Source organism: Ralstonia sp. A12, assembly GCF_000801955.1.
Taxonomy (GTDB): Bacteria; Pseudomonadota; Gammaproteobacteria; order Burkholderiales; family Burkholderiaceae; genus Ralstonia.
Map to the genome: position 1 here is coordinate 205,211 of NZ_JSZO01000011.1, position 24,663 is coordinate 229,873.

Annotated in this window: 24 protein-coding genes; 14 read left to right on the top strand and 10 right to left on the bottom strand. The window is 64.1% G+C overall.

What is annotated here, in order from left to right:
• Nucleotides 1-2 precede the first annotated feature (2 nt).
• The 3 genes from PI87_RS14935 (at nt 3) to PI87_RS14945 (ending at nt 3,386) form a co-directional block, all read left to right on the top strand.
• Nucleotides 3-887 (top strand): LysR substrate-binding domain-containing protein, encoded by an 885-nt coding sequence (locus PI87_RS14935; protein WP_039598489.1) that lies wholly within the window; start codon nt 3-5, stop codon nt 885-887.
• A gap of 137 nt (nt 888-1,024) precedes the next feature.
• A complete protein-coding gene (locus PI87_RS14940) occupies nt 1,025-1,546 on the top strand; it encodes a hypothetical protein (RefSeq protein WP_039598583.1) in 522 nt (173 codons plus the stop codon).
• A gap of 151 nt (nt 1,547-1,697) precedes the next feature.
• The gene (locus PI87_RS14945) at nt 1,698-3,386 is read left to right on the top strand and encodes an AMP-binding protein (protein WP_039598490.1); all 1,689 of its coding nucleotides are present in this window, start codon (nt 1,698-1,700) and stop codon (nt 3,384-3,386) included.
• Between the two features lie 78 nt (nt 3,387-3,464).
• Here the strand turns inward: PI87_RS14945 and PI87_RS14950 are convergent, their stop codons facing one another.
• Nucleotides 3,465-3,806 (bottom strand): DUF1488 family protein, encoded by a 342-nt coding sequence (locus PI87_RS14950; protein WP_039598491.1) that lies wholly within the window; start codon nt 3,804-3,806, stop codon nt 3,465-3,467.
• 899 nt (nt 3,807-4,705) lie between these two features.
• Here PI87_RS14950 and PI87_RS14955 point away from each other — a divergent pair.
• Nucleotides 4,706-5,782, top strand: a complete 1,077-nt coding sequence (locus tag PI87_RS14955) for a serine hydrolase (RefSeq protein ID WP_039598492.1) — start codon at nt 4,706-4,708, stop codon at nt 5,780-5,782.
• A 26-nt stretch (nt 5,783-5,808) separates the two neighbouring features.
• Here the strand turns inward: PI87_RS14955 and PI87_RS29845 are convergent, their stop codons facing one another.
• Entirely contained in the window at nt 5,809-5,937 is a 129-nt protein-coding gene (locus PI87_RS29845) for a hypothetical protein (protein WP_021192722.1), read from the bottom strand.
• A 457-nt stretch (nt 5,938-6,394) separates the two neighbouring features.
• On the opposite strand from PI87_RS29845, the gene PI87_RS29445 reads away from it, so the two are divergent.
• Nucleotides 6,395-6,541: a hypothetical protein gene (locus tag PI87_RS29445; RefSeq protein WP_039598493.1), complete on the top strand. Its 147-nt coding sequence runs from the start codon at nt 6,395-6,397 to the stop codon at nt 6,539-6,541.
• Nucleotides 6,542-6,670: 129 nt separating this feature from the next.
• Here PI87_RS29445 and PI87_RS14970 read toward each other — a convergent pair whose 3' ends face one another.
• Entirely contained in the window at nt 6,671-7,297 is a 627-nt protein-coding gene (locus PI87_RS14970) for an FMN-dependent NADH-azoreductase (RefSeq protein WP_039598494.1), read from the bottom strand.
• Nucleotides 7,298-7,424: 127 nt separating this feature from the next.
• Here PI87_RS14970 and PI87_RS14975 point away from each other — a divergent pair, with 127 nt between their 5' ends.
• Both PI87_RS14975 and PI87_RS14980 read left to right on the top strand, forming a co-directional pair.
• Entirely contained in the window at nt 7,425-8,372 is a 948-nt protein-coding gene (locus tag PI87_RS14975) for a LysR family transcriptional regulator (protein ID WP_039598495.1), read from the top strand.
• A gap of 87 nt (nt 8,373-8,459) precedes the next feature.
• Entirely contained in the window at nt 8,460-10,034 is a 1,575-nt protein-coding gene (locus tag PI87_RS14980; protein WP_039598496.1) for an MDR family MFS transporter, read from the top strand.
• A gap of 3 nt (nt 10,035-10,037) precedes the next feature.
• On the opposite strand, the gene PI87_RS14985 is transcribed toward PI87_RS14980, so the two are convergent.
• Nucleotides 10,038-10,934 carry an oxygenase MpaB family protein gene (locus tag PI87_RS14985; protein WP_039598497.1) on the bottom strand — a complete coding sequence of 299 codons (897 nt, stop codon included), beginning with the start codon at nt 10,932-10,934 and terminating at the stop codon, nt 10,038-10,040.
• A gap of 224 nt (nt 10,935-11,158) precedes the next feature.
• Between PI87_RS14985 and PI87_RS14990 the strand changes: the two genes are divergently transcribed.
• Nucleotides 11,159-12,025, top strand: a complete 867-nt coding sequence (locus tag PI87_RS14990) for a hypothetical protein (RefSeq protein WP_198139567.1) — start codon at nt 11,159-11,161, stop codon at nt 12,023-12,025.
• A 7-nt stretch (nt 12,026-12,032) separates the two neighbouring features.
• Here the strand turns inward: PI87_RS14990 and PI87_RS14995 are convergent, their stop codons facing one another.
• Complete coding sequence (locus PI87_RS14995; protein ID WP_039598499.1) at nt 12,033-12,464, bottom strand: PGDYG domain-containing protein; 432 nt, start codon at nt 12,462-12,464, stop codon at nt 12,033-12,035.
• 152 nt (nt 12,465-12,616) lie between these two features.
• Between PI87_RS14995 and PI87_RS15000 the strand changes: the two genes are divergently transcribed.
• Both PI87_RS15000 and PI87_RS29450 read left to right on the top strand, forming a co-directional pair.
• The gene (locus PI87_RS15000; RefSeq protein WP_039598500.1) at nt 12,617-13,120 is read left to right on the top strand and encodes a nucleoside deaminase; all 504 of its coding nucleotides are present in this window, start codon (nt 12,617-12,619) and stop codon (nt 13,118-13,120) included.
• A gap of 116 nt (nt 13,121-13,236) precedes the next feature.
• Nucleotides 13,237-14,667, top strand: a complete 1,431-nt coding sequence (locus PI87_RS29450; protein WP_084209973.1) for a dipeptidase — start codon at nt 13,237-13,239, stop codon at nt 14,665-14,667.
• A gap of 64 nt (nt 14,668-14,731) precedes the next feature.
• Here the strand turns inward: PI87_RS29450 and PI87_RS15010 are convergent, their stop codons facing one another.
• Nucleotides 14,732-16,834: a hypothetical protein gene (locus tag PI87_RS15010; RefSeq protein ID WP_039598501.1), complete on the bottom strand. Its 2,103-nt coding sequence runs from the start codon at nt 16,832-16,834 to the stop codon at nt 14,732-14,734.
• A 241-nt stretch (nt 16,835-17,075) separates the two neighbouring features.
• Here PI87_RS15010 and PI87_RS15015 point away from each other — a divergent pair, with 241 nt between their 5' ends.
• Nucleotides 17,076-18,194, top strand: a complete 1,119-nt coding sequence (locus PI87_RS15015; RefSeq protein ID WP_039598502.1) for a helix-turn-helix transcriptional regulator — start codon at nt 17,076-17,078, stop codon at nt 18,192-18,194.
• Between the two features lie 7 nt (nt 18,195-18,201).
• Here the strand turns inward: PI87_RS15015 and PI87_RS15020 are convergent, their stop codons facing one another.
• From PI87_RS15020 to PI87_RS15035, 4 genes are all read right to left on the bottom strand, one after another.
• Complete coding sequence (locus tag PI87_RS15020; RefSeq protein WP_039598503.1) at nt 18,202-18,507, bottom strand: NIPSNAP family protein; 306 nt, start codon at nt 18,505-18,507, stop codon at nt 18,202-18,204.
• Between the two features lie 87 nt (nt 18,508-18,594).
• Nucleotides 18,595-19,626: a cytochrome d ubiquinol oxidase subunit II gene (locus PI87_RS15025; RefSeq protein ID WP_039598504.1), complete on the bottom strand. Its 1,032-nt coding sequence runs from the start codon at nt 19,624-19,626 to the stop codon at nt 18,595-18,597.
• Complete coding sequence (locus PI87_RS15030) at nt 19,623-20,996, bottom strand: cytochrome ubiquinol oxidase subunit I (protein WP_039598505.1); 1,374 nt, start codon at nt 20,994-20,996, stop codon at nt 19,623-19,625. Before PI87_RS15030 ends, PI87_RS15025 begins: the two co-directional genes overlap by 4 nt.
• A 20-nt stretch (nt 20,997-21,016) precedes the next feature.
• Nucleotides 21,017-21,583, bottom strand: coding sequence for a GbsR/MarR family transcriptional regulator (locus tag PI87_RS15035; protein WP_039598506.1), 567 nt, complete (start codon nt 21,581-21,583; stop codon nt 21,017-21,019).
• A gap of 458 nt (nt 21,584-22,041) precedes the next feature.
• Between PI87_RS15035 and PI87_RS15040 the strand changes: the two genes are divergently transcribed.
• The 3 genes from PI87_RS15040 to PI87_RS15050 all read left to right on the top strand — a co-directional run bounded on the left by PI87_RS15040 (nt 22,042) and on the right by PI87_RS15050 (nt 24,434).
• A complete protein-coding gene (locus PI87_RS15040; protein ID WP_039598507.1) occupies nt 22,042-23,586 on the top strand; it encodes a methyl-accepting chemotaxis protein in 1,545 nt (514 codons plus the stop codon).
• A 145-nt stretch (nt 23,587-23,731) separates the two neighbouring features.
• Entirely contained in the window at nt 23,732-23,986 is a 255-nt protein-coding gene (locus PI87_RS15045) for a GlsB/YeaQ/YmgE family stress response membrane protein (protein WP_039598508.1), read from the top strand.
• A gap of 157 nt (nt 23,987-24,143) precedes the next feature.
• Nucleotides 24,144-24,434 carry a hypothetical protein gene (locus PI87_RS15050; protein ID WP_039598509.1) on the top strand — a complete coding sequence of 97 codons (291 nt, stop codon included), beginning with the start codon at nt 24,144-24,146 and terminating at the stop codon, nt 24,432-24,434.
• The last annotated feature ends 229 nt before the right edge of the window (nt 24,435-24,663 follow it).

Genomic DNA, 24,663 nt, shown 5'->3' on the forward strand with positions numbered 1-24,663 from the left:
CCATGCGCTTCGATCTGACTGATTTGCGACTTTTCCTGCATACGGCTGAGGCCGGCAGCATTACCGCCGGTGCTGAGCGTTCGCACCTGACGCTCGCGTCGGCCAGCGCGCGTATTCGCGGCATGGAAGAGGCATTGGGGGCGCCACTGCTGACGCGTAACCGGCGCGGCGTGGAGACTACCGCCGCCGGCCGTACGTTGGCGCACCACGCGCGCGTTGTTCTGCAGCAGATGGACCGCATGCGCGGTGAGCTGGGCGAGTACGCGCGCGGGCTGAAGGGCTACGTGCGGTTGTTGTCCAACACGGCCGCCATGACCGAGTTCCTGCCCGAAACACTGAGCGCGTTCCTGGCCGCCCACCCTGAGGTCGACATCGATCTGGAAGAGCTGGTCAGCCATGAGATTGTCGAGGCGATTGCGCAGGGGCGGGCCGACATCGGCATCGTTAACGACGCGGTGGATTTGTCGGGGCTCGAGACGTTTCCTTTTCGCCATGACCGTCTGGTGCTGGTCACCGCGCGTGATCATCCGCTGGCCGAGCGCCGCGAACTGGCCTTCGTCGAGACATTGCAGGAAGCCTTTGTCGGCCTGACGGGCGACAACGCCCTGCAGGCCTACCTGGCCGGCCATGCCGCACGCGCCGGCTACCGACTCAAATACCGCGTGCGGTTGCGCAGCTTTGATGCGGTGTGCCGGATGGTGGAGCGCAACGTGGGCGTGGGCGTCATTCCCGAGCATGCGGCGATCCGGCTGCAGCGCTCGATGGGCATTCGCCGCGTGCGCCTGACCGATGCCTGGGCGACACGTCTGTTGCGCATCTGCGTACGCAGTTTTGACGACCTGCCGGTCTTTGCACGACAACTGATCGAGCATTTGCGCGAGGCCTGACGCCAAGCGTGTCGGCCATTCGGGGGAGGCGTGCTGTTTGAACTCGCTTGCGTTCAAACGCGTCGATACACTGCAAACACCGTTGCGGCGCGCTGACATGCGGCACCGCATCAACCCATCCGCTGATGGAGCGCATCATGGCTTCTGCCGGTGTTCCCCCGATTGGCCTGCTGCACGCCGCGCGTGCACTGCGCATCTATCGGCGCCACGAGATCAACGCGCTGGCCTGGATCGCGCTGGGTGTATGCCTGCGCAGCCCGGCGCCCATGGCGGCCCTGAGCATCGCACTGCTGATCGTCTGCGCATGGACACTGACGCGGCATATCCAGCATCTCAAGCCCCTGTATGAACTGCCGGTGTTCAGCCGCGTGCTGGCGCACAGCGGCATGGCGTTCGCGGCCGTCAACGCGGCGCTGCTGGCCGTGGAGCTGGCGACGGGTGCTGGGCGCGGTGCATGGTTCGATGCCGACGGCTGGCTCGAACCGGCGTGGCCGCTGATCCTGCCGGGCATGTCGGGTGCGATCGAGCTGATGTTGGTCTGCGCGCAATGGGGCGCTGTGCTGGGCGCGGTGGCTGCGGCCGCGGCGTGGGCATGGCTGAGCCTGGGCGGTGGCCGTTTTCTGCGCTCTCCGCCACCTTCGCCGCCGCGCTCGCAATGAGCCAATGAGCATGCGGCCCGGGTGACTCCGGGCTGGTCTGGCGGGGCATTTCCTCCTATAAGTTGGAGTGGCAGTTGCTGGTGCGTTTTCAGAGCGCCCGGACAGAACGTGCCCACACGAGGCGCGCGCAATCCAATCACAGGAGACTGGCATGACCTCGCTGGATGCATTCCTGCGGTGCCGCGATTTTCTGCTCGCACACCGTGAGGATTACGACACCGCCGTACGCGACTTCGCATGGCCGACGCTGGATCGCTTCAATTGGGCGCTCGACTACTTCGACACCATGGCGCGCGGCAATGACGCGATCGCCCTCTGGGTGCTCGATGACCAGGGCAACGAAACGCGCCTGTCGTTTGCACAGATGGCCGAGCGTTCTGCGCGCGTGGCCAACCATTTGCGCGCGCTGGGTGTACAGCGTGGGGATCGCATCCTGCTCATGCTCGGCAACGTGCCAGCACTGTGGGATGTGATGCTCGCCAGCATGAAGATCGGCGCCGTCATCATCCCCGCGACCACGCTGCTGACAGCCGAAGACCTGCGTGAGCGCATCGCCATGGGCGACGTGCGGCACGTGATCGTAGGCGGGGCGGATTGCGCCAAGCTCGATGCCGTCTCGGGCACCTTTACGCGCATCGTGGTTGGCACGGACAAGGCGCCTGCGGGCTGGCACCACTTTGAAGATGCGTACGGTGCCTCGGCTGAATTCACGCCCGACGCGCCAACGCAGGCGAGCGATCCGCTGCTGCTGTATTTCACCTCCGGCACCACGTCCAAACCCAAGCTGGTGATGCACACGCACGCGAGCTATCCGGTCGGGCATCTTTCCACGCTGTACTGGATCGGCCTACGCCCGGGCGACGTGCACTGGAACATCAGCTCACCCGGCTGGGCCAAGCATGCGTGGAGCTGTTTCTTCGCGCCATGGAATGCCGGCGCCACGATTTTCATCTACAACTACGCGCGCTTCGAACCCAAGGCCGTGCTCGACGTGCTGTGTCGTGCCAAGGTGACCACGCTGTGCGCGCCGCCCACCGTGTGGCGCATGCTGATTCAGGAGGACCTGGCCGCCTGGAAGCCTGCGTTGCGTGAACTCGTCGGCGCAGGCGAGCCGCTCAACCCCGAGGTGATCGAGCGTGTACGTGCGGCCTGGGGCATCACCATCCGTGATGGCTACGGCCAGACCGAAACCACGTGCCAGGTCGGCAACAGCCCGGGGCAGCCGGTCAAGCCGGGCTCCATGGGCCGGCCGCTGCCCGGCTATCAGATCACTTTGCGCGACCCCGATGGCAACGAGACTGAGGAAGGAGAGATCTGCATAGAATTGAAATCACGCCCGACGGGGCTGATGGAAGGCTATGCCGGCAACGCCGCAAAAACCGCCGAGGCCATGCGCGGTGGCGTATATCACACCTCTGACATTGCCGCGCGTGATGCAAGCAGCTACCTCACGTACGTTGGCCGCGCCGACGACGTGTTCAAGGCGTCGGACTATCGCGTCAGCCCGTTCGAGCTGGAAAGCGTGCTGATCGAGCATCCCGCCATCGCCGAGGCCGCAGTCGTGCCAAGCCCCGACCCCGTGCGCCTGGCCGTGCCGAAAGCCTTCCTGGTGCTGCGCGCTGGACACGAGCCCGGGCCCGAACTGGCGCACGACATCCTGCGCTTCTGCCAAAGCCGGCTGGCTTCTTACAAGCGCGTGCGGCGCATCGAGTTTGCCGAGTTACCCAAAACCATTTCGGGAAAAATCCGGCGCGTTGAATTGCGCCTGCGCGAAGCCGCTCGCCCTGAAACAGGCCGCAACGCCCAGGAATACTGGGAAGACGATTTTCCAGCGGATTGATGGCCGCCGCCGCTTCCACCCGGTGCAGACAAACATGCGGCCCCGCGAGGCCGCATGTTCGTGTTGCTCAGCCGGCGTTCAGCGTGACGCGCGCGGGACCAAGCGCAATTGACGTGCGCGATCCAGGTCGTACGCCGGCACACCACCATGTGGCAGCGATGCACGCGAAGCTGCCAGATCACGGCCGCGCACGATGACCGGTGCGAGCGCGCCCGCACGGATCAAGTCCGATGCAGCTTGCTCGATCCAGTCGCGATAGCTGCGATAGACGTCTTCGGCGGTGGCTTTTTGATGCGCGCAATCGCACAACGACAGCGCTTCAGACGTGACAAAACAGCTCACGACCTTGCCGTCGACGATGGCTTGGAAGAACAGGTCCCCCACAGACCTGAAAGTCTTACCGGTGAACGAGATGTTCATGATGCTCCCCCCAATGATCAAGCACGCTGTTTGGGCGGCGTGCTCCACATGCCGCTTTCGCGGCGCATTGATCACATGCGGGAGCGTGGTTTCCGAAAGGAGGGAAGACGATGCTCCAGATACCAATGCCATCCGGATGCAATTGACCCAATGAAGCGGGTCAGACTATCCCTCGGTGCCGTTATACGGTCTGTCAATTCGGTGCTGACTGCGGTTTTGCTCTCGCGCTGCGACCTTCCCCGTACAGATTCTGTTCACTATTGTTTTGGTCACCACAAACGGTGCAGAAGCACACGACCGACACCGATCACGATTGAGATGATCAGCAGCCAAAGCAAAACAACCGGAACGCGTGTCTGCGGAATGCGCGATGTTTGAAACAACCGTCGTCGCGTTGGAATGAACTGCAGGATCACTGGTGACCCAGCAGTGTGACGTTCCCACCCCAAGCGGGCCGACAGTCCCGCGCTTCCCCGTTTCATTGTTCCCATGGCTTGCTCCCGACAGCCTTGTGTTTCCTGCGTATTTAGTTTTATTTAATTCTGCTTTTCTTCGGTTGCATTCTAGGACACTCTACGCGGAGCGCTAGTGCGCCTTGGCATGATTTCTCTACTCCATTTGGCTCACGTCCGTGCGATCTAAGACATATTGGGGGAGGGAATATGCTGAGTTTTGCCAGGGTTGAAAAGGCGATTATCGGAGACGCAAACGCTTACGTTTCAAACGAGTTTGAGGCAAATCGGACAATCTTCCCGCAAGGCGGGGCGACTAGAGTCATGCCCTTTTTCCAAAGGTCGGATGTTGCAGTGCGATGACAACGTCACGAGGTGGGAAACGCCATCAACACGAGGTAGAGTGCTGGCGGCTACAAACATCATAAAAAAAGCAGGAAACCACACATGACGGAAGCAAAACGCGCCCGGAAGCCTCGGGCGCTGGCAGGGCTTGGCCGACGTTCGGTCGCCGTGCTGGCAGCCGTGGGGGCGGTCGGGGTTGCTGGAGTGACCGAGGCGGTGCATGCGCAAGAGCCAAGTCTGGCAATGCGCCGTGCCGCCGTTGAATCGACGCTGGCGCACGCCGGCAATTGTCAGCGCCTGGGCGACTACTACTGGGAAATCGGCGACGCAGGCGGCGTGCTCATGCGCGGCCAGCAGGGCCAGCGCATTGGCGCCAACAAGACGGTGCGGCTCGCGTCCGCCTCCAAATGGGTGTTTGGCGCCTACGTGGTCGAGCGCACGCGCGGCAAGCTCACGCCGACCGAGATTGATGCGCTTACCATGCGCTCGGGCTACGACGCACTCAACCCGTTCCTGTGCAATCGCAACGATACGGTGCAGAGCTGTTTTCGCCGCGGGCGCAACGATGCGTTCACGCCGGGCCATGTTGGCCGGTTCAGCTACAACGGCGGTCATGACCAGAAGCTGTTGGTGGACCTGGGCTTGGGCAGCGCCGATGCGGCCACCCTCAGCGAAGAGCTGGATCGCGAGCTTGGTCACACCCCCGGCATGCGTGACGCCGACAAGCCGCTCGGCATCAAATATCTGGCGCCGGAACCGGCCGGCGGCATGATCGCTACGCCCGCGGCGTATGGCCAGTTCCTGCGTCGACTGATTCGGGGCGACTACCTGCTCGGCAAGATGCTCGGTCAACATGCCGTGTGCACCGAGCCCGGCAGTTGCCCAACTGCCGTGAGCACACCCGCCGCACTGCCGTGGCACTACGCGCTCAACTACTGGATCGAAGACCAGCCCGGCGGCGACCGCGCGTATAGCTCGCCCGGTGCGTTTGGCTTCTATCCGTGGGTGACTGCCGACAAGCGCTACTACGGCATGATCGCGCGCGAGACGCTTGCCCCACGCGCCTACGTGCGCAGCGCGGCATGCGGCGCGCTGATCCGCAAGGCGTTTGCCGAAGGCCGCGCGCAGCAATCTCCCGCTGAGAACGACCAAGCCGGCAGCGCCGACGCCGGCGACTGATCAGCCTCCGGCGTCGTTAGCGTCGATCAATAGCCGCGGTAGTACGGATGGTAGTAGTGCGGGCCGTAGTAGCCACCGGCCGGCACGACCACGCAAGCACTCAGCGAGGAAGCGGCTGCAGCGGCAAGAATCAGCAAGGCGATTGTGCGTTTCATGATGAGGCTCCGGGTGTGTTGTTGGACTTGGCCTCACTCTATGGAAACGCCTCGCAACCGCGCTTTACCGTTTGTAAGAAAAACTGCGATGCCCGGGCAGGCAATTCACGGCTCGGGCTGTCCTTGCTGCGTGCGGCACACGGATTGGCGTAATTTGCCGTTACCTTTGCGAACAGACCGTGGAGCGGCATGCAGCCGTGAGACGCCGCACCAGGCCGGGTGGGCCTGTCTGGGGCGCGCCACAATGTTCTACAAACTTATCTCCAATCTATTGACAGATCGCCGTGATAGGCGGGAAATACAACAAACAGCAAACGTTGGGCATTCAAGTCGGAAGGCCTCGCGCCGATAGCTGTTCATAGAGACATGTCAGGGCGCAATGACGCCCTGCGGGGACTACGCGATGCGCGCCCACCTGACCGCGCGCGTCGGCAATATGTGTCGGGGGGAACGCATCATGACGAATTTTCTGGAATCCACCATTGCCTGGGCTGTGCCCTGCCTGATCGCCACGGCGATTGTCGTGCCGGTGATGTGGCGCAAGCTGCGTACGCGCCGCACCCTGGAAGCCATGCACCAGGCGCGAGAGCACCGCGACGAATAGTCAGCAGCCGGTTCCGCCTGTTGTTTTTCACCTGCCCATGAAGAACGGGCGCCGCATTGCTGCAGGCGCCCGTTTGGCGTTGCGCGAATCCAGCGGCGGTGCGTCCCGTGCGCCGCGCCCCGTCTTCGTTCAGGCTGCCACGGCCTGATTCACCACATCGCGCATCGCGGTGTGCGCGGCTTCCATGGCTTGGGTGCGGGCATCCGGGCCCATGGCCAGGCCTTCGGCACGCACGAATTGCACATTGGTGATGCCGAGGAAGCCGAACACGGCCTTCAGATAGGCTTCCTGGAAGTCCACAGCGGCGGCCGGGCCAATCGAGTACACGCCACCGCGCGTGGAGGCGACGATTACCTTCTTGCCGCCGGCCAGGCCGACCGGGCCGTTTTCCGTGTACTTGAACGTACGGCCGGCTTGCGCCACGCGGTCAACCCAGGCCTTGAGCTGGCTCGGCACCGAGAAGTTGTACATCGGGGCGCCGACCACGATCACGTCGCTGGCGAGCAGTTCGTTGACCAGCGCTTCCGAGCGGGCATGTTCAGCGCGGGTAGCATCGTCAAAATCGTTGCTGCCCGTGGCGCGGAAACCGGCGGCAATGGCGCCGTCCAGGTGGGGAATGGCTTCCACGGCCAGGTCACGGCGGGCGACGATGGCTTCGGGGTTCTCACGGCGCAGCTCGTCGACGATGGCGGCGGTCAGGATGCGCGAGGCCGAAGCGTCGCCGAGGATGCTGGAATCGATGTGAAGGACTTGCATGGTGTCTCTCCAAGAAAAAGGTGGGTTGCTGCAAAGATAGTGCGGCGCACCAAGTTCCAGTAGTGGGTCGAATCAGCACACATCGTTCTATGAGTGGGACAATGTGCGTGAATCTTGGAGAACAGCCATGGAAGACCTGAACGACCTCGTCCTGTTTGCCAGCGTGGTGACGCACGGCAGCTTTTCTGGCGCCGCACGGGCGTTGGGGATTCCCAAGTCACGCGTGAGTCGCCGCGTGGCCGATCTGGAGGCGCGGTTGGGGGTGCGGCTGCTGCAGCGGTCAACACGTGCCGTGCATGTCACGGATGTGGGGTCGGCGTTCTACACGCATTGCGAGACCATGACGCAGGCCGCCAATGCCGCCTTTGAGGTGGCCGAGCACGCCGGCGAAAAACCCTCCGGGCGCTTGCGGGTGAGCTGTCCAGTGGGGGTGGCGAGCCTGTTCATGGCGCCGGTCGTGCCGAAATTTCTGCGCGCCCACCCGGATGTGCGGCTGGAGTTGGATGTGACCAGCCGCCGCGTCGATGTGATCAGCGAAGGGTATGACGTGGCGCTGCGCGTGCGCTCAACGCTGGACGATTCCAACCTCGTGGTGCGGACCTTTGGCGTGAGCAACCAGGTGCTGGTTGCCAGCCCGGAATTTGTGGCCGAGCACGGGCCGTTTGAGACACCGGAATCGTTGCAGGGTGTGCGCGGACTGTGGTTGGGTGCTGTGAGCTCAGAGCGCTCGCGTTGGCGCCTGGCCGGGCCCGAGGGGGCGGTCGACATCGAGTGCCAGCCAGTATTGGCCACCGACGATCTGCGCCTGCTGGGGCTGAGCGCCATTGCCGGCGTAGGGGTGGCGCAATTGCCGACCAACCAGTGTGCCGAAGCGCTGCACGACGGCCGGCTGGTGCAACTGTTGCCGCAATACAAGCTGCAGATGCACCAGTTTCACGCGGTGTTTCCGTCACGCCGCGGGCTGGTGCCGGCCGTGCGCGCGTTCATCGAGTTCCTTGCCGTCGAACTGCCGCCCATCACGGCCCGCGTGCAGACGGGCTGCTATGAGGAGCGCGGCCCCAGCGCCGATCGTTGACGCTGCAACGATTGCCGATCAGCAGTATCATCAACGGCTTCGTTCCTGCCTTTCCGTGACGCTGCCCGGCTGCTCACGCGCGCTCTCATGTCTTCCCGCCCGAACCTCGAACAGCCCACTCCCGATACCGTGTCAGCGCCATTGGCTGCCTCGCTCGACGCGCCGCCGGTGCCCGAGATTCCGGTGATGGTGGTGATGGGCGGGCTGATGCTCGCCATCCTGCTGGGGGCGCTGGAGCAAACGATTGTCGCGGTGGCGTTGCCCGTCATTGCGGGGGAGTTCAACGGTTTTGCGCTGATGGCGTGGCTGGTGTCGGCCTACCTGGTGGCTTCCACCGTCGTTACGCCCATCTACGGAAAACTCAGTGACCTATACGGCCGCCGCGCCATGCTGACCACGGCCATTGTGCTGTTCGTGCTGGCCTCGGTGGCGTGCGCGCTGGCGACCAGCATGCCGATGCTGCTGGTGGCGCGCGTGCTGCAGGGGCTGGGTGGCGGCGGGCTGATCTCGGTGGCACAGGCCACCATTGCCGATGTGGTGCCGCTGCGTGAACGCGGCCGCTACCAGGGCTATGTGAGCGGCATGTGGGCCATGGCGAGCTTGGCCGGCCCGGTGATTGGCGGCTACCTGACGCACTACCTGTCGTGGCGCTGGATTTTCTGGATCAACCTGCCGCTGGGGCTTGTTGCGCTGGTGGTGGTGCGTCGCGCGCTGCGGCATTTGCCGGTGGCGCATCAGCGTCGCCCGATCGACGTGCCGGGTGTGGTGCTGTTTGCCGTGGGGCTGACCGCATTGCTGGTGATGATTACCCGCGTGGGCCAGGGCGTGCCGCTCATGCAGCCTGACAACTTCGGCCTGCTGGTGGGGGCGGTGGTGGTGCTGGGCGCGTTCGTCTGGCAAGAGAATCGCGCGGCCGAGCCGATCATTCCGCTGTCGATGTTCCGTGTGCGCACGGTCACGATCTGCTGCGCGGCGCTGTTCCTGTGCTTCTTCCAATTGATCGCCACGTCGGTGCTGATGCCGCTGCGCTTCCAGATGGTGGCAGGCGCCAGCCCCGATGCCGCGGCGCTGCGGCTGGTGCCGCTCACGCTGTCGATTCCGCTTGGCGCCTTCCTGGCTGGCAAGTGGATGACGCACAGCGGTCGCTACAAGCCGTTGATGATCAGCGGTGCCTGCGTGGTGCCGTTTGCCGTGGCCTCGCTCGGTTTGCTGGACCCGCACAACGTGCTGGCGCTGACCTTGGCGATGATCGTGCTGGGTCTGGCGATTGGCGTGCAGTTTCCGACCGGTCTGGTTGCCACGCAGAACGCCGTTCCGCCTGAGACGGTGGGGCTGGCCACGGCACTCACGGCGTTCTCGCGCCTGTTGGGTGGTGCCGTGGGTGTGGCGGTGCTGACTTCAGTGCTGATTGCGCTGCTGCGTCAGGCCGCGCCCGACGCGCAAGTGGCTGCCGGTGGGGATCTGCTGATGGATCTGTTCCACGCGGCGCTGGCCAGCAACAATGCCAACGCACAAGCATTGCAGCGTGAGGGCGAGACGGCGTTCCGCCACCTGTTCTTCTTTGCGGCAGCCGTGTCGGTCGTTGCGCCCCTGCTGCTGTTCAAGCTCGAGGAGAAGGCGTTGCGCGGGAAGGTGTCGGTCGCGCACGCAGTGGTGGATTGAGCGCTACGAAACGCTTGGTGCCAGGGCCCGACGGCGGGCCCGGCGCGCGACGCTGCCTTCGTACAGCGCCCAGCGCAGTGTCGGTGCCACGGTGCGCATGGCGGCAGCGCTGAAGGCGGCGCGCAGCGGCGGCCGCTCCAACTGCAGCATCTGCATGGCCCACGGCGGCAGCAACTGAATACCGGCATCGAGAAAAACGCGCACTGCCGGTTGCAGCCCCGGCCGCGGCGCCTGCCACGTCATCAAGACTTCCACCACGGCGCGTGTGCGATCGCTCGCAACCAGCTCCGCGCGCATTGCATTCAGGTAAGCCTGTACCGCCGCGCGGGACTTCGGCACGTTTGCAGCGCCCAGCAGTTCGGCAATCAACGCGGTCTCTGCAAAGTAGCGGTCCTGGTTGGCGCCGCTCAGGCTGCCGTCCACATAGCGCAGATAGCCGGCCAGGAAGCTCGACATTTCAGCCACGTGCACCCAGGTGAGCAAGTCCGGATCGTTGGCGGAGTACGGCCGGCCATCAGGCGCCGTGCCCTGGATGCGGCCGTGGATGACCTTGACGTGTTCGATCAGGGTCAGCGCGTCGTGCCGGCTGCCGTAGGTGGTGCCCGCCACGAACTGCGCGGTGCGGCCCAGGCGCCCCTGCAGGTCTTCTCGGAAGTTGGAGTGGTCCCACACGCCGGCCAGTGCGCGCGGGTGCAGCGCTTGCAATAGCAGTGCGCTGATGCCGCCCGCCATCATTGCGGGGAAATCGGCATGGACCTGCCAGCAGACGGCATCTGGGCCGAACAGGCCGGGATCGCCGGGCGGCGAGGCGATGTCGAGCGTGAGGCCGCCGGTGGCGCGCGTCAGACCGCGGACCTGGTTGGCGATGCGTTCACGCAGCGTTGCAAACGGGGAGGGCATGGTGCCGGACGGCAGGAGAAGAGGATGCCTTCATTTTACCGAGCCGGTCGCACCTGCTGTGATGACGGAACGCCGCATGACGTGTTCACCACGCGTGGATCGTTTGTTGCGGGCTGGTTGGTGTCGCGGCTCCTAGAATGCAGCAACCACCTCACAAACACATCATGCAACCCTCTTCCTACCGAAACGCTGGAAACGCCGGCTGGCTGGCCGCCATCGCCCTGATGGTCGGTTGCTGGTGCCTGCCCCCGGCTGCGCATGCAGAGAACGCCCAGGCCCTGCACGACAAGTACCAGAGCCTCGCGCCGCAACTGGCTGACAACGCGTTCCATCGCCCGCTGGTGCTCGAATCCACCGAGACGCCCGACAGGCTCAAGAGCGACATCTATAGTGTGCTCGACTACCCGTTCGCCACCGTGAGGGGGGCGTTGGACGACCCGGCGCAGGGCGCCGCCAACTGGTGCGACGTGCTGATCCTGCATCTGAACATCAAGTACTGCCACGCGACGAAGGGCGCCAGCGGCAACGTGCTCGACGTGAACCTGGGCCGCAAGGTGGAAGAGTCGCTCTCCAGCAGCTACCGGCTCGAGTTCAGCTATCACCCCGTCGTCAGTAGCGCGGACTACTTCCGTGTGGAACTCAGTGCGGAATCCGGCCCGTTCAGCACCCGGGATTACCACATCGCGCTGGAAGCCATGCCTGCGCCGGGCGGCGGCAACCACACCTTCCTGCACCTGACCTATGCCTACGGTTATGGCGCCGCCGGCCGGCTGGCGATGCGGACGTACCTCGCTACCGTGGGCAGTGGCAAGGTCGGCTTTACCAGGACAGCGGAATCCTCATCGGGCGCAGAGCCTGAATACGTGGGCGGCGTGCGCGGCCTGCTTGAGCGCAACACGATGCGCTACTACCTTGCCATCGATGCCTATTTGAAGGCGCTTTCCGTGCCGTCGGAGAAACGCCTGCAGCAACGCCTGACCACGTGGTTCAACGCCACGGAGCAATACCCGCGCCAGTTGCACGAACTGGAGTGGCAGGACTACCTGCAGATGAAGCACCACGAGGTCGAGCGCCAGCAGACGGCGCAGTAGGGTGGCTTCAGGCGGGGCGATACACCTTGGCGAAACGCTGGGCCTGCACGACGCCGTAGTCGCCGGGGGCGTATTGCAGGACCCAGTCTCCGGCCTGGCCGTGCAGCACGTCGCCGGCTTCGGAGCGCGCCATCGAGAAGGGTTCATTCATCTGCTTGGCGAGCACCACACTCGGGCGATTGCGATACGCGCCGGCCTGGCCGTGCGCGAGCGATGCGTCGGCTGGCAGGTACTTGGCATCGAAACGCTCGCGCGAGACCACCCAGCGGTCACCCGTTGAACCCGTGATGAGCGCATCGCCGGGTGCGTAGCGGTTGGGGCCTTCCAGGCTCATCAACTCGCCGGGTTGCGCGGCGAAATCGACCTGGACAGTCTCGTCCTTGATGAAGGGGCGGGCGGCGGGGTCGGCGCGCAGGTCGACGTGTTGCAGGGTAGGCATGAAGCGGTGACAGCGAATGTACGGCGGGGCAATCGGGGCGTTAGGGGCGTAAGGGTAGCGCGAAATGGGGCAGTACAGCGGGGCAGCGCGGCGTTAAGCTGATCATCGGCAATGAACGCCACGGATTCCGCCCGCATACCAAGGCCCTAACCATGAACCAACCTGCCCCCCAACCCCAACTGACCGACCGCGACATGGCATTGCTGCGCCAGGCGATCCAGCTTGCCGACGATGCACGCCAACGTGGTCGCCACCCGTTCGGCGCGCTGGTGGCTGACGAGCACGGCAACGTGATCGCCACGGCCGGCAACAACTCCATGCCGCCAGAAGGTGATCCCACGCAACACGCGGAGCTGGCCGCCGCTGCCGCCGCCGCCAAGATTCTTTCGGCCGAGCAGTTGGCCCACTGCACGCTCTACACCAGCGCCGAGCCCTGCTGCATGTGCTCGGGCGCCATCTACTGGTGCAACATCGGCCGCGTGGTCTACGCGTTGTCGGAGCACCATCTACTGGTGCTGACGGGCGACCACCCCGAGAACCCGACGTTCTCGCTACCGTGCCGCGAGGTGTTCGTACGCGGGCAGCGGCAGATTGAAGTGCACGGCCCGCTGATCGAGGACGAGGCCGCCCGTTCGCACGTCGGCTTCTGGAGGTGACCGCCGTACCGGTAGGGCGAATCTGGCAGGCGGTGCGTAACAGGGTGTAGGCGAGGGCGGTAGCACCCGGTCACGATCGCACGCACAATACCGCAGCCCAACCATGCGGAGCGCACATGCCGATCGACTGGATCCTCATCGAGACACGCGAGGCCGATGCCTTGCACGACACCGTTGTCGAGATGGAGGGTTGGGCGCTGCCGCTCGATGCGGCGGCGCCGTCGGCAGACTACTTCTTGCTTTCGGCGGATGCGCCTTGCTGCGGCGGCAGCATGCCACGCAACCCGGCAACGAGCATCGAGGTGTTCACAACACAGCCTGTGCCGACGGGCGACGAGGCCATCCGCCTGCGCGGCCGCCTGCTGCGCTTGCATGACGACCCGGCGGGGTGGCGCTATCAACTGGTCGACGCTGCGCCGACTGCCGTGCAACCGGCGGCCCAGTCAGCACGCATGAGCCGTCGCGTGTTCCTGGCTGCCGGTGCCGCTTTGGGGCTGGCGGCTTGCGCACCCGGCCACTTCGCCAACTACACCGAAGGCGATGCCGGGGCGGATACCGCGTGGACGCCACCTCCCGGCGCGCTCACCATCGACATCCACAGCCATGCGGGCCGCGTGACCGTTTCGCGCGATCCCAAGTTGGGCGCCAACCGGCCTTTCCTGCCGGTAGCTGAACCGATGCGGGCGGGCGGCATGCATGTCATCTGCCTGGCCATCGTCACCGATACAACGGCGGTGCACGTGGCCGCCAGCGGCAACCGTTTCGAAGCCTTCCGCACGCCGGAGCCCGGCGAGTTGTACCAGCTCGGCCTGACCGAGTTTGCGCGTGCCCAGCGCTTGATCGATAAAGAGCAACTGCATGTGGTGACGGATGCCGCATCGCTGGCGGCCATGGGCACGCAGGGCCCGAGCGTCATCATCGCGTCGGAGGGAGCGGACTTTCTGGAGGGTCGCATCGAACGCGTGGACGAGGCCTACACGCAGCATCGTCTGCGGCATCTGCAGCTCACGCACTACCGCGTGAATGAGCTTGGTGACATCCAGACCGAGCCGCCCGTGCATGGTGGCCTGACAGACTTTGGCGCAGAGGTGGTGCGACGCTGCAATACGCTGGGGATTGTGGTGGACGTGGCCCACGGTACGTACGACCTGGTCAAGCGCGCTGCGGCCACGACCACCAAACCGCTGGTCCTGTCGCACACGGCGCTTTCAAGATCGCCGAGGGCGCGCAGCCGATTGATTTCCGCCGACCATGCGCGCGCGGTGGCAGAGACGGGCGGGGTGATTGGCGTATGGCCCAATGCGGCGGATTTCCCCAGCCTGGATGCCATGGCGACGGGCATCAAGCGCATGGCCGATGTGGTGGGGGTGGCGCACGTGGGGCTGGGTACCGACATGCTCGGCTTCATCAAGCCGCCGGTATTCACCAGTTACAAGCAGTTGCCTGCGCTGGCCACTGCGTTGCTGCAGGCCGGCTTCACGCAGACCGAGGTGGGGCAGATTCTTGGCGGCAACTACCGGCGCGTGTTTGAGGCGACGATGGGTTGATCGTGGCCCGCAAAGCGGCAAGCTTTGCGGGCCCGATCACCGCACTTCCCCGTGTGCTCCGTGTTTAGCGGTCGTACTCGACCGACGTAGTGAAGTTCAGGTCAAGCGGATCTGCCCACGACATGTTGGTGAACGACATGTCTGTGGTGCCAGTCCAGCCCACCACTGCCGGGAAGGCCACCCCCTGGTCACCCGCCACGTTGACGGTGAGCGTGGTACCTGGCGCCGCCGGCGAGGCGCGGCCCACACCATTCACGAACACCTGCGATTGGCCTGAAGCCGTGGAGCGGATCTGCACGTTGACGCGCTTCACGAACGGCACACCTGCCTTGGTCGTCCACGTGACCGGCAGGGTGGCGCCGCCCGCAAACGTCGATGCCGTGCCCGGGGTGAGGATGTCGCGTGTGGCTTGCGAGATGTCCTGCCACGTGTACTGGCGCAGTGCCGTGGGCGAAGGCGACGGCGTGCGCAGCCGGACCGTGTAGGTCTTGGACGGCTGATTGGTGTTGCCACCCTGGTAGATGGCGACCGTGTAGGCGCTGAACGGCGTGATGGTCGCCAGTTCCGATGCCGTCAATTGCGGCTTGGCCCATGCCGTATTGTTGCGCGGTGCGTCGCCAGGCCACGTGAACAGGCCCTGGTTGGCCGGGTCTTGCGCAACGCCTGCCAGACGGAAGTTGTTGCGGCAGGAGTTTTGCCTGCTCAGCCCGGCAAGCTGCGTCGCGGTCTGGCCTGCGCCAACCTGGGCGCGGATGTTCAACGTGTCGCACGTGCCGGAAGATGGCTGCAGGAACACCCCGTTGCGCAGGCCCGGGCCGGTGACGATTGCAAAGTCGACCGGTGTGCCGCCGGCATCCACGATCCCGACCTGCATGTTCATCGAATCGACAAACGCGTTGGTGCCGGTCATGGCGGTGGCGCTGTTCAGCCAATCCCACTTCTGCGCATTGGCGTTGACCTTGGTGAGGACGGCGCGCTGGTTGCCAACGATGCGCCAGCCGTTGTCGCCGCTCGCACGCGAGGCGGCTTGCACGGCCACCTGCACATGTTGCTGCATGCCGTCGCGCAGGCCATCGGCGCGGGTCCAGGCGAGCTTGACCCACAGCGTATCGCCGCTGTTGGATGCCACGCGGATGATCTCCGGCAGGCTGAAGCTGGCGTTGTTCATCGCGTCGTCAGCAAACAGGCCGGGGGTGCCGCCGCCGGTTGCGGGTCCGAATTCCTGGTCGGCGGTCATGCCGTTGTTCAGATAGGCCGAAGGCACGCCGCTGATGCGCGCGCCGCTGGTCACGTCATCCACGAAGATCTGGCCGCAGACGGGCACGCTGCCGCCCGTGCGCCCGGCACCCGTGGAGCCTGCAAAGCACTGGTTGAGGGCAGTTTGCAGGGCCGCCAGGTCGGTGGCCGTGGGCAGGTTGGAGACGGGGTTGCCGTTGATGGTTGCCGTGCTTGGCAGGCTGGCTTTGTCGCTGGCTTGCGGCGCCACGCCGGGGGAGAGCTGCAGTTGTGCGGGCGTATCGCTCGACGCACCGGCCACCGAGCTGATCTGTACGCTGCCGTCCGGCAGCACGTTGACTTTGACCTGATCGAGCAGGCGGTCGAGCCCCGGCGCGCCGGCGGTCAGCGGGCCCGAGATCAGGTCCACCCCGGTGTTACCTGTCGAGGCCAGCAAGTCGGCCAGCGCAGCGGCATATGCAGCCACCGTGCTGGAGACGCTTTGCGTGGTCACCTTGCTCTGCAGCAGGCCCGTGTTGCCCAGGAGCTTGCTCGGGTTGTCGCCCACGATGGTGGCGGCAATGGCGTTGGTGATGGGGGTGATGTTGATCGTCTGCGTGCCGGCGCTGGCGGATAGCGCGATCAGCGTGGCCTGCGAGTCGGCAACGTTGCCGGAGGCGGATAGCACGAACGGCGCGGTGAGACCCGTCACCGCACACTGGAACGCCCCCGTAGTGGCGTTGGCCGGGCAGTTGACCGACTTGCCGGTCGCGTCCATGAGCGTGACGGTGGCGCCTTGCATGGCGGCACCGGTGGCCGCTACGCCGCTGACGGTCTGTGCTGCCGGGACATTGGTGCCGGGTGATGTGTTGGCGTTGCTGCCGGAATCGCCGCCGCCGCAAGCCGACAGGGCAAGGGTGGCCAGTGCGAGTGCAATGGGGGTGAGTTTCATGGAGTCCTCCGCTGGATCGTGGGTGCGCCGTACGTGCGGCGCCGCCTTTTTGGCACGGAGATTCTCAAAGGGAGGGCCTTCGCATCGCATCCTTCATTTGGAGGAAAGCGCACGCCAAATGAACGATGCCGGAGCGAAAACGCACGTGCTACGGTTGCGTACACAACATGCCCGGCGCTGACCAACACGGCGAGCGCGACGGGCGGCACGGCCAGACAGCCATCCTTCGGGGGAGGGACGCTTGCTCAAAGACCAGCTCATTGGTGATCTGTACGAAGCCGCGGTGACACAGGATGGCTTCCTGGAGGTGTTCCACAACGTCACCGAGGCATTGGGTGCCAACGTGTTCCACATGTTCAGTTGGGACCCAGTCCGCAACGCTCCCCATCTTTCGACTTACTCCCCCGGAAGGGGGTACGACGAAACCATTGCCCGCTACGACCAGTACTACGGCGCGCTCGACCCTAGGCGCGAGCATGTTGCGCGTGCGGCGCTGGGTGAGTTCGCCTTCTGCCAGGACTATGTGTCCGACGCGTACATCGAGCGCAGCGAGTTTTACCAGGACTACCAATTGCCATCGGGCCTTCGCTACCTGATGGGCGTGCGGCTGGCACGCCCAGGCGGCAGTGACATCCTGCTCGGTATGCTGCGCGCCAGTGGTCGCACGCCTTTCTCGGATGAGGAACGCGCCACCGCAGTCGGCATGACCAACCACCTGCAGCGCACGATCAACCTCTGGCAGGACACGCGTGTGTTGCATCGCGATGCCGCCCTCGGCACGGAATTGATGGAGCAGCTTGGCCTGGCCGTGTTTGCGCTCGGGCGTGATCAACGCGTGCTGTTTGCCAACGCACAGGCCGAAGCGTTGCTGCGTGCATCGACTTGCCTGCGGCTTGAACATGGGCGCCTGAGCGCCACGTTTGCCGCCGATAACGATGGCCTTCAGGCCGCGCTAGGGCGTGTGGCGAAATCACGCAAGGGCGAGAGCTTTGCCGTGCGGACCACGATGGGTGCACCGCACGAGATCTTTCTAGGGATCTCGCAATTGCCGGCCAGCGCGGCGCACGCGGCGTTTGGCGATGCCGCCATGTTAGTCACGGCGCGCCGTCGTGGTGATGCTGCGCCGGTCACGGCCGTGCAGTTGCGACAGGCCTTCGGCTTATCGGCAGCAGAAGCTGCGGTCGGTGAAGCATTGATCGCCGGTAAGACGCCCGACGAATACGCCGCCAATGCCAATGTCGCCATGTCGACAGTGCGCTCGCAACTGCGCGCTATCTACGAGAAGACCTGTACACGCTCGCAGGCGGAAGCCGTGGGAGCAATGCTTTGGGTGCTGGCGCAGCGCAAGCCCCAGGGCTAGACGGGTGTCAGGAGAAGACAGGGCGGAAGAAGCTGCGCTCGTAGCTGACGATGCAGCCGGTTTCCTCTGCATATTGGAAGGCGGCGATGCAAGCGGGGTCGCTCTTCGACCGTTCCCGATAGACCTCGTAGGCCGCCAGGCTCGGGAACGAGAACAACGCCAGCGCGACATTGTTCGCCCCTTCGGAGGGGAGAAAGTAGCCGTGGTGCTGGCCGCCAAATTTCTCGACCAGTGGAATCCACATCTTTCCGTAGGCCTCGAATTCCGCAAGCCGTGCCGGGTTGATGATGTAGCGGAGGTAGCATGTGACCATGTCGTGTGCAGGCGAGTAGATGGGCACACGAGCCTAAACGTCCGCCCGCTGCCCGGTCAATCCGGGTATGCAGGCGGACAGCATGTTTCAGTAGTACCGCAGCTCCGTCGCCTTGCCGTGGAACACCTTGTACGAGTAGATCGTGTAGCCCACGATGGTCGGCAGCACGATGGCCACGCCCACCAGCATGAACTCGAGCGATTCCGGCGCGCTGGCGGCTTGCCAGATGTCGAGCCGGTCCACCACCAGATACGGGAACAGGCTGTAGGCCAGGCCATTGAAGGCGAGCAGGAAGATCGCACCGGTGCCGACGAAGGGGGCCCAGATCAGGTGTTCATCCCCCTTGGCGATCTGCTGTGGCAGACGGCGCAGCACCCAGTCGATCAGGCCGAACAGCACCACCGTTACCAGTGGCACGGGTGCCAGCAGGATGATGTTGGGCAAGGCAAACCACTTGTCGAACACGCGCGTGCTGACCCACGGCGTGGCGAGCGACACCGCGGCCACACCCAGCGCCGTGAACCACAGGCTGCCGCGCGCCCACTGCACCGCGCGCAACTGCAGCGCACCTTCCGTCTTCATGATGAGCCACGTGGCGCCCAGCAGCAGGTAGCCGGCAATCAGCCCGCCCGCTGTACAGATCGCAAAGACGATGTTGGCCGTGTCGTATTGGAAGCCCGTGATGTACAGCCCCAGCATCAGGCCTTGCGCCGCTGTGGCGATGACCGAACCCGCATAGAACGCGCGGTTCCACCACGGCTTGTGGTGCGCGCGCGCCTTGACACGAAAGTCGAACGCCACGCCGCGCAACATCAGCCCGAACAGCATGATGGCGACGGGCAAATACAGCGCGCCCAGGATCTCGCCGTGCGCAGCTGGAAACGCCACCAGCAGCAGGCCGACACCGAGCACGAGCCAGGTTTCATTGGCGTCCCAGAACGGACCGATGGACGCGATCATGGTGTCCTTCTCGGCGTCATCGGCGCGGCGCAGCAGGATGCCGACGCCGAGGTCGTAGCCGTCCAGCACCACGTAGGCCAGCACGGCAATGCCCATCAGGGCCATGAAGACCACCGGCAGCCAGCCGGCGGGTTGGGTGAGGTCAGGGATGGTGCTCATGCGTGGCTCGCGACGGGGGCGGAAAGTTGGGGGCTGTGCTTGGCCGGCATGTCGGCGTCTGTCGGGTCAATGGCGCCGCCGGCCTTGCGGGCCAGGTAGAACACCACGGCGATATACGAGGCAATGAGGAAGGCGTACAGCGCGAGGTACATCGCCAGCGTGGTGCCGATCATCTGGGCGGGCACGGTGGACGCGGCTTGCGCGGTGGTCAGCACGCCGTAGACCAGCCACGGCTGCCGGCCAATCTCTGTGACATACCAGCCAGCGACCACGGCGATCCAGCCGGAGAACGTCATCGCCACGAGAGCACGCGCCAGCCAGCGCGGTAGTTCGCCGTTACGGCGCAGGCGCCAGGCGCTCGTCCATGACACGGCCAGCATCAGCAGCCCCACGCCCACCATCAGGCGGAAGGCGAAAAACACCGGTAGCACGGGCGGGTGCTTGTCGAACTGGTCCAGCCCCTGCACTTCACCGTCGAGCGAATGCTTGAGATATAGCGATGCCAGTTTGGGCACGGCGATCTCGAAGCGGTTGCTGCGCGTGGCTTCGTCCGGAATGCCGAACAGCACGGCAGGCACACCGCGCTCGGTCTGCCAGATGCCTTCCATGGCGGCCAGCTTGGCCGGCTGATGCTCCAGCGTGTTCAGGCCGTGCGCATCCCCTGCAACGATCTGCAGGGGGATCAACATCGCAGCCAGTACGACACCCGTCTTGAGGCTGGCACGCACATCGGCGCCGCGGTCGTTACGCAACCAGCGATAGGCTGACAGCCCCGCCAGCAGGAACGACACCGTCAACCCAGAAGCCAGCAGCATGTGCGTGAACCGGTAAGGAAACGACGGGTTGAAGATGATCGCCAGCCAGCTTTCCGGATGCGCGCGGCCGTCGATCATCACGTAGCCGGTGGGTGTCTGCATCCACGAGTTGAGCGCGATGATCCAGAACACCGAGATGGTCGTTCCAAGCGCCACAAGGAAGGTCGCCAGCGTATGGATGCGCTGGCTCACGCGGCCTGTGCCGAACAGCATGATGCCGAGGAAGCTGGCTTCCAGAAAGAACGCGGTCAGCACCTCATACGCCAGCAGCGGCCCGGCGATGTTGCCGACGGTATTCATATAGCCCGGCCAGTTGGTGCCGAACTGGAAGCTCATCGTGACGCCAGACACCACGCCCAGCGCGAACGTGAGCGCAAAGACTTTCACCCACAGGCGGTACGCAGCCATCCAGGCTTCATCGCCCGTCTTGCGATAGCGCAGCTTGAAGAACAGCAGCACCCACGCGAGCGCGATGCTGATGGTGGGGAAGAGGATATGGAAGGTGATGTTGGCGCCAAACTGGATGCGCGCCAGTACAACAGGATCGAGTGACATGATTCTTCTCAGGGGCGTGACTACTTGTTCTTGCCGCCGCCGCCAACGACGACGGCAAGCTTGTTCTTCACTTCCAGCAGCTTGTGCACCTTGGCGCCCATCTTCATGAGCTGTTGCAAGGAGTCGGCGTCCAGTTTCTGCACGTCGTCAAACCAGTTGGTCATGAGCGTGATGAGCTGGTACATCTCCTTCATGCGCGCCTGGGCGTGGCGGTCGTCCGGGTCATTGGGGGATTCGAGCATCACGTCGCGCAGCAGCGAGAGCGTGGGGTCGATCTCGCGCTTGCGGCGCTCTTCGGCCAGCGTGCGGAAGATGGTCCAGATGTCGTCGGGGGCCGAGAAGTACTCGCGCCGATCGCCCGGCTTGTGCGAGAGCCGCACCAGCTTCCACGACTCCAACTCCTTCAGCCCGATGCTCACGTTCGAGCGCGAGAAGCCCAGCGCTTCGGCAATCTCATCCGCGTTGATCGGTTCACGCGCGGCGTAGAGCAGGGCGTAGATCTGCCCGACCGTGCGGTTGATGCCCCAGCGGCTGCCCATCTCGCCGAAATGCAGGACGAAGCGCTGTTTCAAGGGAGAAAGTTGCATGGTTTTGATCTTTCTCAATTTTCAGGAATTTCTGAAAGTTTAGAACGCACCGGTGATGCTGGCGATGTGGCGTGCTGTCGCGCCCGTGTCCGGCATCGCTTTCGTTTCAGGACATCCGTTATGTGAAAAATTCTATCAAGCAAACGTGTGGCAGTTAACGTGAAACAGTCGTGTGTCTAGAAACTCGCGAGAATTAACGTAAATGAGTGATTATCGATGGAGAGGTTTTCATATAACGCACTGAGTGCGGGGGGGTGAGCGAGGTGATTGGCGTTGTTTGGCGCTAAATAGGGCAATATTGATAGTTGATAATCATTCTCATACGATGTTATCTTTGCGGGGCTTGTTGATGCCGTGATGTCTTCCCCACGAGAGCAGGGTTATTTTGGCCTTAATAAATCTCGATTTATGCCGAAGATCTGTTTGCAAAATAAATCATCAAGGAGAAGCCCCCCATCATGCGTGTCAACGAACCTATTACCCAGCGCGAATACGAGTTCCCCGACAACGCCACGCTCATGTCGACCACCGACACACAGAGCTACATCGCCTATGCGAATGCGGCTTTCGTCGAGGTCAGTGGCTTTTCTCACGAAGAGATCAAGGGTCAGCCGCACAATCTCGTGCGTCACCCGGACATGCCGCCCGAGGCGTTTGGCGACATGTGGGCCACGCTCAAAGCCGGGCAGCCCTGGACGGCGCTGGTCAAGAACCGCCGCAAGAATGGTGACCATTACTGGGTGCGCGCCAACGCCACGCCGGTGGTGCGCAACGGCCAGCCGACCGGCTACATGTCGGTGCGGACCAAGCCATCGCGCGAGGAAATTGCTGCCGCCGAGGCACTCTATAAGGAGTTCCGTACCGGTCAGGCGGGCAGCCGCAAGTTTCACAAGGGGTTGATCGTGCGGACCGGGTTGATGGCCTGGCGCTCGGTATTCCAGGTGATGCCGGTGCGTTGGCGCATTCGCCTGACCTTCCTGACGTTGCTGCCAGCGCTGCTGGTAGCGGCGTGGGCGTTTGGCTTGTCCGGCGCGGCACTCGGTGGCTTTGCGATTGCAGAATTGGCCGCGCTGATACTCGCCTCATGGTCGCTGAAGGTGCAGATCGCCACGCCGCTCGAAAGGCTGCAGGAGCAGGCGCTGAGCGTTGCCTCGGGCGAGAACCAGAAAGTCGCCATCGCGAACCGTGTGGACGAGATCGGCATGACGTTGCGCACGATCAGCCAACTCGGTTTGATGTTCCGCTGGCTGATCGACGACGTGGCCGAGCAGGTGGTCAATGTGCAATCGGCCAGCCAGGAGATCGCCAAGGGCAATGGCGACATCAACACCCGCACCGAACAAGCCGCGGCCAGCCTGGAGGAAACCTCCAGCTCGATGACGCAGATGACGGCCACGGTCGCCAGCAATGCGGAGACCGCCGGGCAGGCCAATACGCTGTCCGGTGCCGCCACGCAGGCCGCGCTCAACGGTGGCCGTGCCATGGAAGAGGTGGTGACAACGATGGGCGCGATCACGCAGAGCGCCAAACAGATTGCCGACATCATTGGCGTGATTGACAGCATCGCTTTCCAGACGAACATCCTGGCACTCAATGCCGCCGTGGAAGCCGCGCGTGCCGGCGAGCAGGGCCGCGGTTTCGCGGTGGTGGCGGGCGAGGTGCGTGCCCTTGCGCAACGCAGCGCCGCAGCCGCCAAGGAGATCAAGGAACTGATCGGCGCCAGCGTTGAGAAGGTGGCGTCCGGCTCAAAGCTGGTCGATGAGGCTGGCAAGACCATGGACGACATCGTCGATCAGGTCAAAAAGGTCTCAGCCATGATCGCCGACATTAGCCTGGCCACCGCGCAGCAGACCGACGGCATCACGCAGGTCAGCCAGGCGGTCAACCACCTAGACCAGGTCACACAGGAAAACGCTGAGCTGATCGGACAAAGTGCGGCGGCCGCAGAAGGTTTGCGCGTTCAAGCTTCGCGTCTGGTGGAGGCGGTGAACGTGTTCCGCTGAGCCGCAGCGCCCGTCTGCCGGAGCCGTTACTGGCTCCGGGTCAATTGCAAAAACCCCGTGAGCGTCACATGGCGATGACGCCGTCTTCGCCTACTATGCCTATGCAGCAACGTCCCTCAAAACGCACATTATTTGGAGCGCAAACATGGCCTCACACGGTTTGATTGCCTGGTTGATCATCGGCGCATTGGCAGGTTGGCTGGCCGGCCTGCTGGTCAAGGGCGGCGGCTTTGGCATCTTTGTCGACATCGTGGTCGGCATCGTCGGCGCATTCATCGGTGGATGGCTGGCAGGGGTGCTGGGCATCTCGCTGGGCGGCGGGTGGATCGGCTCGATCATCACGGCAGTGATCGGGGCGGTGATCCTGCTATTCATCATCCGGCTCATCAAACGCGCTTAGTACGCGCCAGTACGGAGCGCTTACGGCGGTTGGTGCCGATGTCATCCAACCGCCGGATTCCAACCCACACCCCATCACCTAGACTGGTTGCATCGAGGACAGCCATGCCGCGCCACAAGCGTCGGCGCGGCAGGTACACGTCACAAGCGAGGCCACCATGTCTGACCAGCTAACCGCACCGCAAGAACTCTACGAAGGGTTCGAGATTCACGTTGTGCCGTCGCCCACGCGCACCAACGTCGCCCGCTACACCTACACCGGCTACGTGTGCCACCCCGGCGCCGATCCGCACCTGCCGGGCCATGTGGTGCCCTTTCATGCTGGCGGCGACGACAGTTTCCGCAGCCCCGAAGAAGCCATGGAAGAAGGCGTGCATGTGGCACGCAGCATTGTCGACGGCACGCATCCGGACTTGTCCGTGCTGTCGATCGTGACGCACGGCTACTGAACCCGACGCCTGATCAGGCAACGTTCCCCTGACCGGCACATGTGATGCGCCGGTCGCCCTTGGTTTGCGGCCGACACATTTGCTGTGCCGCACCATCCCGAAACGCACCTGCACCGAAACCGTGCGGCGCAGTGCTCGCGTGTGAGGCACGCGCGCCGCACGTTTTCTGCCCATTTCCCGGCAAACCGAGATAGCACAAGGCTTTGTGCACCTGGCACACCTGTTGCGT

Bases quoted from the DNA above. Each gene is read 5' to 3' on its own strand.
- PI87_RS14935 (WP_039598489.1), top strand. From the start codon at position 3: ATGCGCTTCGATCTGACTGATTTGCGACTTTTCCTGCATACGGCTGAG.
- PI87_RS14940 (WP_039598583.1), top strand. From the start codon at position 1,025: ATGGCTTCTGCCGGTGTTCCCCCGATTGGCCTGCTGCACGCCGCGCGT.
- PI87_RS14945 (WP_039598490.1), top strand. From the start codon at position 1,698: ATGACCTCGCTGGATGCATTCCTGCGGTGCCGCGATTTTCTGCTCGCA.
- PI87_RS14950 (WP_039598491.1), bottom strand. From the start codon at position 3,806: ATGAACATCTCGTTCACCGGTAAGACTTTCAGGTCTGTGGGGGACCTG.
- PI87_RS14955 (WP_039598492.1), top strand. From the start codon at position 4,706: ATGACGGAAGCAAAACGCGCCCGGAAGCCTCGGGCGCTGGCAGGGCTT.
- PI87_RS29845 (WP_021192722.1), bottom strand. From the start codon at position 5,937: ATGAAACGCACAATCGCCTTGCTGATTCTTGCCGCTGCAGCCGCTTCC.
- PI87_RS29445 (WP_039598493.1), top strand. From the start codon at position 6,395: ATGACGAATTTTCTGGAATCCACCATTGCCTGGGCTGTGCCCTGCCTG.
- PI87_RS14970 (WP_039598494.1), bottom strand. From the start codon at position 7,297: ATGCAAGTCCTTCACATCGATTCCAGCATCCTCGGCGACGCTTCGGCC.
- PI87_RS14975 (WP_039598495.1), top strand. From the start codon at position 7,425: ATGGAAGACCTGAACGACCTCGTCCTGTTTGCCAGCGTGGTGACGCAC.
- PI87_RS14980 (WP_039598496.1), top strand. From the start codon at position 8,460: ATGTCTTCCCGCCCGAACCTCGAACAGCCCACTCCCGATACCGTGTCA.
- PI87_RS14985 (WP_039598497.1), bottom strand. From the start codon at position 10,934: ATGCCCTCCCCGTTTGCAACGCTGCGTGAACGCATCGCCAACCAGGTC.
- PI87_RS14990 (WP_198139567.1), top strand. From the start codon at position 11,159: ATGGTCGGTTGCTGGTGCCTGCCCCCGGCTGCGCATGCAGAGAACGCC.
- PI87_RS14995 (WP_039598499.1), bottom strand. From the start codon at position 12,464: ATGCCTACCCTGCAACACGTCGACCTGCGCGCCGACCCCGCCGCCCGC.
- PI87_RS15000 (WP_039598500.1), top strand. From the start codon at position 12,617: ATGAACCAACCTGCCCCCCAACCCCAACTGACCGACCGCGACATGGCA.
- PI87_RS29450 (WP_084209973.1), top strand. From the start codon at position 13,237: ATGCCGATCGACTGGATCCTCATCGAGACACGCGAGGCCGATGCCTTG.
- PI87_RS15010 (WP_039598501.1), bottom strand. From the start codon at position 16,834: ATGAAACTCACCCCCATTGCACTCGCACTGGCCACCCTTGCCCTGTCG.
- PI87_RS15020 (WP_039598503.1), bottom strand. From the start codon at position 18,507: ATGGTCACATGCTACCTCCGCTACATCATCAACCCGGCACGGCTTGCG.
- PI87_RS15025 (WP_039598504.1), bottom strand. From the start codon at position 19,626: ATGAGCACCATCCCTGACCTCACCCAACCCGCCGGCTGGCTGCCGGTG.
- PI87_RS15030 (WP_039598505.1), bottom strand. From the start codon at position 20,996: ATGTCACTCGATCCTGTTGTACTGGCGCGCATCCAGTTTGGCGCCAAC.
- PI87_RS15035 (WP_039598506.1), bottom strand. From the start codon at position 21,583: ATGCAACTTTCTCCCTTGAAACAGCGCTTCGTCCTGCATTTCGGCGAG.
- PI87_RS15040 (WP_039598507.1), top strand. From the start codon at position 22,042: ATGCGTGTCAACGAACCTATTACCCAGCGCGAATACGAGTTCCCCGAC.
- PI87_RS15045 (WP_039598508.1), top strand. From the start codon at position 23,732: ATGGCCTCACACGGTTTGATTGCCTGGTTGATCATCGGCGCATTGGCA.
- PI87_RS15050 (WP_039598509.1), top strand. From the start codon at position 24,144: ATGTCTGACCAGCTAACCGCACCGCAAGAACTCTACGAAGGGTTCGAG.